Source organism: Chloroflexota bacterium, from assembly GCA_015478725.1.
Taxonomy (GTDB): domain Bacteria; phylum Chloroflexota; class Limnocylindria; order Limnocylindrales; family CSP1-4; genus C-114.
In genome coordinates, this window is the sequence record JADMIG010000054.1 from 1 (window position 1) to 7,217 (window position 7,217).

Below are 7,217 nucleotides of genomic sequence, written 5' to 3' on the forward strand. Positions count from 1 at the left end.
CTCGTTCCTCGCGACGCGCATCTCGTTCATCAACGAGATCGGCCGCCTGTGCGATGCGATCGGCGTGGATATCGACCGCGTCGTCGAGGGGATCGCCCTGGACCCGCGGATCGGCGACCACTTCTTCCGACCGGGCATCGGGTTCGGCGGCAGCTGCCTTCCCAAGGACGTCGCCGCCCTGCGCTACATCGGAGAGACATTCGGGGTGGCGACTCCGGTCCTTTCCGGCGTCCAGGAGATCAATCAGGCGCAGCGCACGAGCGCGGTCCGTCGCCTCCAGGGGAGGCTCGGCAGCCTCGAGGGTCGGCGGATCGCGGTCTGGGGGCTCACCTTCAAGGCGGACACAGAGGACACGCGGGAGTCTCCGGCGATGGATGTCGTCGGTCTCCTGGCGAACGCCGGCGCGAAGATCCAGGCCTACGACCCGGCGGTCGCCGCCGATGCCGGGCTGGTGCCCGCCCGGTTTGCCCCGTTCCTCCGATCAAGCGCGCTCGAGGCGACGCAGGACGCCGACGCCCTGGCGATCCTCACCGACTGGGCCGAGTTCCGGTCCGTCGATCTCGGCGCGGTGCGGTCCGCGATGAAGGGCAGTCTCGTCTTCGACGGGCGCAACGTCCTGGACCGCCACCTGGTAGAGGCCGAGGGGCTGGCATACATGGGAGTCGGCCGTACGGCGACGACGCCGCGCCGACGGAGCTCGGACTATTGAGGGTCCTCGTTGCCGGCGGAGCGGGCTTCATCGGCAGCCATGTCTGCCGCGAGCTTCTCTCCAGAGACCATGAGGTCGTCTGCGTGGACAATCTCTCGACCGGTGCCCGACGGAACATCTCCGAGCTCGAGGCTCGTCCGGACTTCCAGTTCGTCGAACGTGACGTCACGAGGCCGCTGTCCATGCAGGCAGACGTGGTCCTCCATCTTGCCTCGCCGGCCAGCCCGATCGACTACGTGCGGATGCCCCTTGAGACGCTGGCGGCGAACTCGACCGGCACCTGGCGATTGCTCGACGTCGCGCGAGAGTCAGGCGCCGTGATGACCTTCGTCTCGACCTCCGAGGTCTATGGGGACCCATTGGTCCATCCGCAGCCCGAGACGTACTGGGGCAACGTGGATCCGATCGGCCCGCGTTCCTGCTATGACGAGTCGAAGCGGTTCGGCGAGGCGCTCGTCATGTCGATGCGCCGGCGACACGGGGTCCGGGCCAACATCGTCCGTCTCTTCAACACGTACGGTCCGCGGATGCGGCACGACGACGGCCGGGTCATCCCGGAACTCATCACGGCGGCGCTCGCCGGGCGGCCGATGGTGCTCCACGGCGATGGCGGGCAGACCCGCTCGTTCTGTTACGTCAGCGATCTGGTGGACGGGCTGCTGGCGGTCACGCTGGACCGCGACCTCGACGGCGCGGTGCTCAACATCGGGAACCCGCATGAGGTCACGATGCGCGAGCTTGCCGAACGGATCCGTGGCATCACCGGTACCGACTCACCCATCGAGTACGCCGAGCGACGACCCGGCGATCCCGAGCATCGCCAGCCGGATATCGCCAGGATGCGGGCGCGCTACGGCTGGACCCCGGGCATCGATCTGTCCGAGGGTCTCACCCGGACGATCGCGGCGTTCGGAGCCGAGATGTCCTCCGCGGCCTGAACCGGGCGGGGGCTCAGCCGCCTGGCGGATTCGCGCGGGAGGATCCGCGTCGTGCGGCGTCCCGGAGCACGATCCCGAGGAACCGCGCGTTCGCGATCGTGTATCGGCGAAGGAGCCGGCGGGGCTCGAGCGCCAGCCGGAACAGCCACTCGAGCCCCAGCCTGCGCATGACCCGCGGCGCGCGCCGCCTTCGGCCGCCGACGATGTCGAACGCGGCGCCCACGGCCATCAGCGCGGCGGCGTCGAGGCGATCGCGGTGCTCAGCGAGCCAGAGGTCCTGCTTGGGCGTCCCGAGACCCACCCAGATGAAGTCCGGCCGGGCCGCGTTGACTCGGGCGACCATGGCCTCGTCTTCGGCCACCGTGAGCGGCCGGAACGGCGGCACCTCGATGCCGGCCACGAGCAAGCCCGGGAAGCGCTCGCCGAGGCGGGCGGCCAGGTGGGCCGCCGTGTCATCCGCCCCGCCGTAGAAGTAGTGCCGAGCACCCAGCGCGCGCCCGCGGTCCGCGATGTCCGGCAGCACATCGAGGCCGCAGACCCGCTCGAGGCGGCGCCCGCGCGATCTCCCGACCCACACGAGCGGCACGCCGTCCGGGACGTTGAGCGCCTCGTGTCGCAGCGCCGTCCGCAGACGGTCGTCGTCCGTGGACTCGACGATCGTGTGAGCGGTGCAGAAGTGGACCGCCAGTCGCCGACCGGCCGTGCGCGCCCCGAGGAACAGCGACAGGGCCTGCTCATAGGTGAGCGTCGCGATGGGGATCCCGCCGATCTCGATGACCGGGACGGATGACGACGCCGGGATCGAGTCGGGCGAACCCTGATCCGCCCCGCTGTCAGGGTGCGTCACGGTCCCCGGCGGCCGTCGCGCGATCCCTGATGCGCCGGTGCTCGTACCAGTCGATCGTCCTCCGCAGGCCGACCTCGAAGGGTGTACCCGCAACGAACCCGAGACGGTCCCGCGCCCGGCTCGTGTCGAGCGCTCGCCGCGGCTGTCCATCGGGCTTCGTGGGGTCCCACCGGATGTCACCCTCGAATCCGACCATCCGCCGGATGATCTCCACCAGGTCCCGGATCGTGATCTCGTGACCCACCCCAAGGTTGATCGGCTCCGGTTCGTCATAGGCGGCCGCGCCCGCGACGATGGCCTCTGCCGCGTCATCCACGTAGAGGAACTCACGCGACGCCTGGCCGGTGCCCCAGACTTCCACTTCGGGGAGTCCCGCTGTGCGCGCCTCGACGAATTTCATGATGAGTGCCGGGATGACGTGGGAGCTTGCGGGATCGAAGTTGTCACCGGGTCCGTACAGGTTCACCGGGATGAGGTGCACGACGTTCATGCCGTACTGGGCGCGATACGCCTGGCCCTGGACGAGCAGCATCTTCTTCGCCAGGCCGTATGGGGCGTTCGTCTCCTCCGGATAGCCGGCCCACAGGTCGTCCTCGCGGAAGGGCACCGGGGTGAACTTCGGGTAGGCGCAGACCGTCCCGATCGTGACGAACTTCCGCACCCCGGCGAGCCGGGCGGCCTCGATCAGCTGGAGACCCATGATCGCGTTGTCGTAGAAGAACCGGCCCGGATTGGCGCGGTTGGCGCCGATCCCTCCGACCACGGCGGCGAGGTGGATGATGACGTCCGGCCGTGCCTCGCGGAGGGCACGCTCGATCGCGCCTCGATCGCGGAGATCGTAGTCGTGACTGCGTGGGACGAAGACATCCGCCGCGCCTGCCGGCCGCAGCCGCTCGACGACGCGCTGGCCGAGGAAGCCGGCGCCGCCGGTCACCATGATCCGGCTCCCGTCGAGCGAGCTCACGCTCCCGATCCAGAGGCGGCGCTGAGATGGGTCGCCGGGTCCAGCCCGGCGGCCTGCAGATCAGCCTCGAGCATCAGCCGAATGAGATCGCGGAAGCGCGTCTTCGGGCGCCAGCCGAGCAGGGTCGAGGCCTTCGTGGCGTCACCGCACAGCTCGTCCACCTCCGTCGGTCGGAAGTATCGCGGGTCGATCTCGACATGATCGCGCCAATCGCGCCCGACGAGCTCAAAGGCAGTCTCGACGAATTCGCGGACCGAGTGCATCTCGCCGGTGGCGATGACGTAGTCGTCCGGCGCGTTGCGCTGGAGCATGAGCCACATTGCCTCCACGTATTCGGGCGCGTATCCCCAGTCCCGCCGCGCATCGAGGTTCCCGAGGTAGATCTGACGTTCCTGACCGGCGAGGATGGCGGCGATCCCTCGCGTGACCTTGCGCGTGACGAAGGTGGGTCCCCGGCGCGGTGACTCGTGGTTGAAGAGGATCCCATTGCAGGCGAACGTGCCGTAGGCCTCCCGGTACTGGATCGTCATCCAGTGGGCGAAGAGTTTGGCCACCGCGTACGGACTCCGCGGATAGAACGAGGTCGTCTCCCGCTGCGGTGTCTCGGTGACGCGGCCGAACATCTCGCTGGATCCGGCCTGGTAGAACCGGATCGGCCAGTCTGCCCATCGGATGGCCTCCAGAAGCCGGAGTGTCCCCATCCCCGCGGTGTCGGCGGTGAACTCCGGCATCTCGAAGGACACCGCGACGTGACTCTGTGCGCCGAGGTTGTAGACCTCGTCAGGCTTGATCCGGTTGAGCGTGTTGATGAGCGACGAAGGGTCCGTGAGGTCCGCGTAATACAGGAAGAGCCGGAGGTCCGGATCGTGCGGATCGCGGTAGATGTGATCGATCCGCGACGTGGAGAACGTGCTCGATCGCCGGATCAGCCCGTGGACCTCGTAGCCCTTCGCGAGCAGGAACTCGGCGAGATACGAGCCGTCCTGGCCGGTGATGCCCGTGACCAGGGCGCGACGCCGTGGTCCTATCGCTCTGTTCCCCGGGCCGCAGCCGGTCCCCGCGCGACGGCCTGCGCCTGCGCCGAGGTCTGCCGCCGACCCTCGTCGAAATAGCCGTAGGCATTCGCGACACGAGCGGTCCTGGCTCGATTGACCGCTGACCCGATCAGCCGTGCTCCCACCTTGGCGAGGGCCTCGCACGACTGTCGGACCGCCTTCCTGGAGGTTCGACCGACATCGACGACGAGGATCGTGCCGTCGACATGCCCGGCAAGGATCGCCGCATCGGTGACGACATTGACGGGCGGACTGTCGATGACGACGACATCGGCACTCTTCACCAGCTGGGCGAAGATCTCCCGCATCCGCGCTGAAGCGAGCAGCTCCGCCGGGTTCGGGGGCGGCGGCCCGCTCGTCACGATCCGAAGATTGGCGTCCTCGGTCCCGAACGCCACGTCGTCCACACTGTCGCCGTCCGACCCCAGCAGGCCCGTGAGGCCCCTCCCCTGATCGATCCCGAAGAAGCGATGCAGGTCCGGTCGCCGAAGGTCTGCGTCGACGAGGATGGTTCGCCGACCGGCCTGCGCGAACGCGACGGCGAGATTGGCGGCGACCGTCGTCTTGCCCTCGAGCGGGAGTGAGCTCGTGACGAGGATCGACTTGATCGCGGTGTCGACGCCGGCGAACTCGAGGTTCGTCCGGAGCGCCCGGAAGGATTCTGCAGCAGACGACCTCGGGTAGACGAGCGTCGCCAGCAGGTAGATCGGGTCGCGGCGACGCGGCACGCGCATCTTCGGGATGAACCCGAGGACCGGGACGGAGGTCAGCAGCTCCACTTCCTCTGGAGTCCGCAGCGAGTCGTCCATGTAGTCGAGGAGGAAGGATCCGGCGAGGCCGAGGAGCAGGCCGATGACGAGCGCGAGAAGGACGTTGATCAGCGGTTTCGGAGACGACGGCGTCGGATCGGCCACCGCCGGTTCGACGACCGTCAGTTTGTTCGCTGCCGAATTCGACGAATAGGCGAGGAGGCTCGCGTACGTCGCCCGGAGCGACGTGAGTTGCGCCTCGAGGACCTGCACCTGCTGGTCCTGGGCCGCGCTCCGCGCGGACAGCGCGATCAGCTGATCGAGAGACGACTGGGTGGCGTCGATCTGCGTCTGGATGGCCCGAAGGTTGTCCACGATGGATTGCTGGATGTCCGACTGGTGTCCCTGCAATGTCGGGGACATCGCGATCAGCTGCGCCGCGATCCCGTTCGCGACGGCCGCGGCGGTCGCCGGATCGCTCTCCTGCGCGGTGATCGTGAGGAGGGTGCTGTTCGGCGGCAGGTCCGTCGAAACGGCCTTCGCGAGGGCGTCCGGTGTCGCATTGAGGTGGAGGGTCGTGATCACGGCCGTCAGGACCGGGCGCGTGGTGGCGACCTGAGCGTATGTATCCCGGAGCTGTTGAGAGGCATTGAGCTGGTTGATGTCCGGGTTCACTGCTGTCAGCGACTGTCCGACGATCAGCGTCACCCGACTCGAATACACCTTCGGCAGCAGCGCGCTGGCGATCGCCGCGCCGCCGATCGCGAGGACGACGACGGCGACGATCAGCAGTCGATGCGCCCGGATGACCGCGACCTGTCCACGAAGTTCCACGCTCACCATCCCTACAGGGGACGGGAGTATACCGGCTGAAGCGCGCTTCGGTCCCTCCAGCGGTGTCTCGGCGCACCGGACCGCCAGCGGACCCGTCGCACGGACGGTAGTCCCGTCGCTCCCGGGACTATCCGCCCGCTTCCCGGACGCTCCACCGGCCTGTACCGTCGGACGAGCTGGCGGCGCTACGCGCCCGGCGGCACGACAAAGCCAACCCCGCAGTGATGCGGGTTACGGAAAGCCACGTGACTTCGCCCCGCGCGAAGCCAGACGGGTTGCCGAATACCGACCGCGCGGCGCCATCCGATCGGATCTGCCGCGACACTCTCTGCACTCCTGCCCAGCGGCAGGAGCGGCGCAGCGCGGTCCGAAAGGTTCATCGATGCGCTACAAGTCACTTCCACCGACCGCTCGACAGTCCACCACACCCACCTCTAGGGCGGCGTCTTCGTCACGCCCCGGGGAACCGCGATTCGGCTGGATCGTCACCGCGTCGGCGATGATCCTTGTCACGACAATCGCGCTGCCGTTCGTGGCCATGCGAGCTGGAGCGATCCAGCCGACGGCCGACCAGACACCGATCGGCGGGACGAACGTCGGCGTGGCGGTCGGTTGGTCCGATGGTCGCCCGCTGGCCTTGACCGACGCGACCGGAACGCCCAGGCCCGTCTCCTCGCAGACCGGCAACGCCGACGGAGGAACAGGCTCGGGCCGCTCGCTGCGTCCGTCGGCGACGGCAGGCCGAACGCCGACTCCGTCACCTCGTGACGGAGTCCTCCTCGGATCGTTGCCGACCCCCAGCGTGACGGGGGCGCCTGGAACGATCCCGGCGGCGACGCAGGAGCCGGGATCCGGGCCGGCCATCATCGCGGCGACGCTGACGGCGCCGAATTCACCCCCGCCCGTCGCGACGAACACGCCCGCACCAACGCCGACCTTGTCGCCCACCCAGCGACCATCGCCGGCGGCGACGCCAACCGCGCGACCGACGCCAACCGCGCGACCGACGCCAACCGCGACACCGACGCCAACCGCGACACCGACCCCAACCGCGACACCGACCCCCACCGCGACACCGACCCCCACCGCGACACCGACCCCCACCGCGACACCGACCCCCA

Annotated in this window: 7 protein-coding genes and 1 riboswitch; of the genes, 2 read left to right on the forward strand and 5 right to left on the reverse strand. The window is 68.8% G+C overall.

What is annotated here, in order from left to right:
• On the forward strand, positions 1-709 hold a 709-nt coding region (locus tag IVW53_15295; protein ID MBF6606931.1), incomplete at its 5' end, for a UDP-glucose/GDP-mannose dehydrogenase family protein.
• A complete protein-coding gene (locus IVW53_15300; protein MBF6606932.1) occupies positions 706-1,647 on the forward strand; it encodes an NAD-dependent epimerase/dehydratase family protein in 942 nt (313 codons plus the stop codon). The genes IVW53_15295 and IVW53_15300, both read left to right, overlap by 4 nt.
• A 13-nt stretch (positions 1,648-1,660) precedes the next feature.
• Here the strand turns inward: IVW53_15300 and IVW53_15305 are convergent, their stop codons facing one another.
• The 5 genes from IVW53_15305 to IVW53_15325 all read right to left on the reverse strand — a co-directional run bounded on the left by IVW53_15305 (position 1,661) and on the right by IVW53_15325 (position 7,044).
• Positions 1,661-2,494 (reverse strand): WecB/TagA/CpsF family glycosyltransferase, encoded by an 834-nt coding sequence (locus IVW53_15305; protein ID MBF6606933.1) that lies wholly within the window; start codon positions 2,492-2,494, stop codon positions 1,661-1,663.
• Complete coding sequence (locus tag IVW53_15310) at positions 2,481-3,431, reverse strand: GDP-L-fucose synthase (protein ID MBF6606934.1); 951 nt, start codon at positions 3,429-3,431, stop codon at positions 2,481-2,483. Before IVW53_15310 ends, IVW53_15305 begins: the two co-directional genes overlap by 14 nt.
• Before the next feature lie 23 nt (positions 3,432-3,454).
• The gene (gene gmd, locus IVW53_15315) at positions 3,455-4,486 is read right to left on the reverse strand and encodes a GDP-mannose 4,6-dehydratase (protein MBF6606935.1); all 1,032 of its coding nucleotides are present in this window, start codon (positions 4,484-4,486) and stop codon (positions 3,455-3,457) included.
• A complete protein-coding gene (locus tag IVW53_15320) occupies positions 4,483-6,096 on the reverse strand; it encodes a polysaccharide biosynthesis tyrosine autokinase (GenBank protein ID MBF6606936.1) in 1,614 nt (537 codons plus the stop codon). The genes gmd and IVW53_15320 overlap by 4 nt, the downstream gene beginning before the upstream one ends.
• A 199-nt stretch (positions 6,097-6,295) precedes the next feature.
• Positions 6,296-6,379: riboswitch (cyclic di-GMP riboswitch) on the forward strand.
• A gap of 104 nt (positions 6,380-6,483) precedes the next feature.
• The gene (locus IVW53_15325; protein ID MBF6606937.1) at positions 6,484-7,044 is read right to left on the reverse strand and encodes a hypothetical protein; all 561 of its coding nucleotides are present in this window, start codon (positions 7,042-7,044) and stop codon (positions 6,484-6,486) included.
• Positions 7,045-7,217: the final 173 nt, after the last annotated feature.

Bases quoted from the DNA above. Each gene is read 5' to 3' on its own strand.
- IVW53_15310 (MBF6606934.1), bottom strand. From the start codon at position 3,431: ATGGTGACCGGCGGCGCCGGCTTCCTCGGCCAGCGCGTCGTCGAGCGG.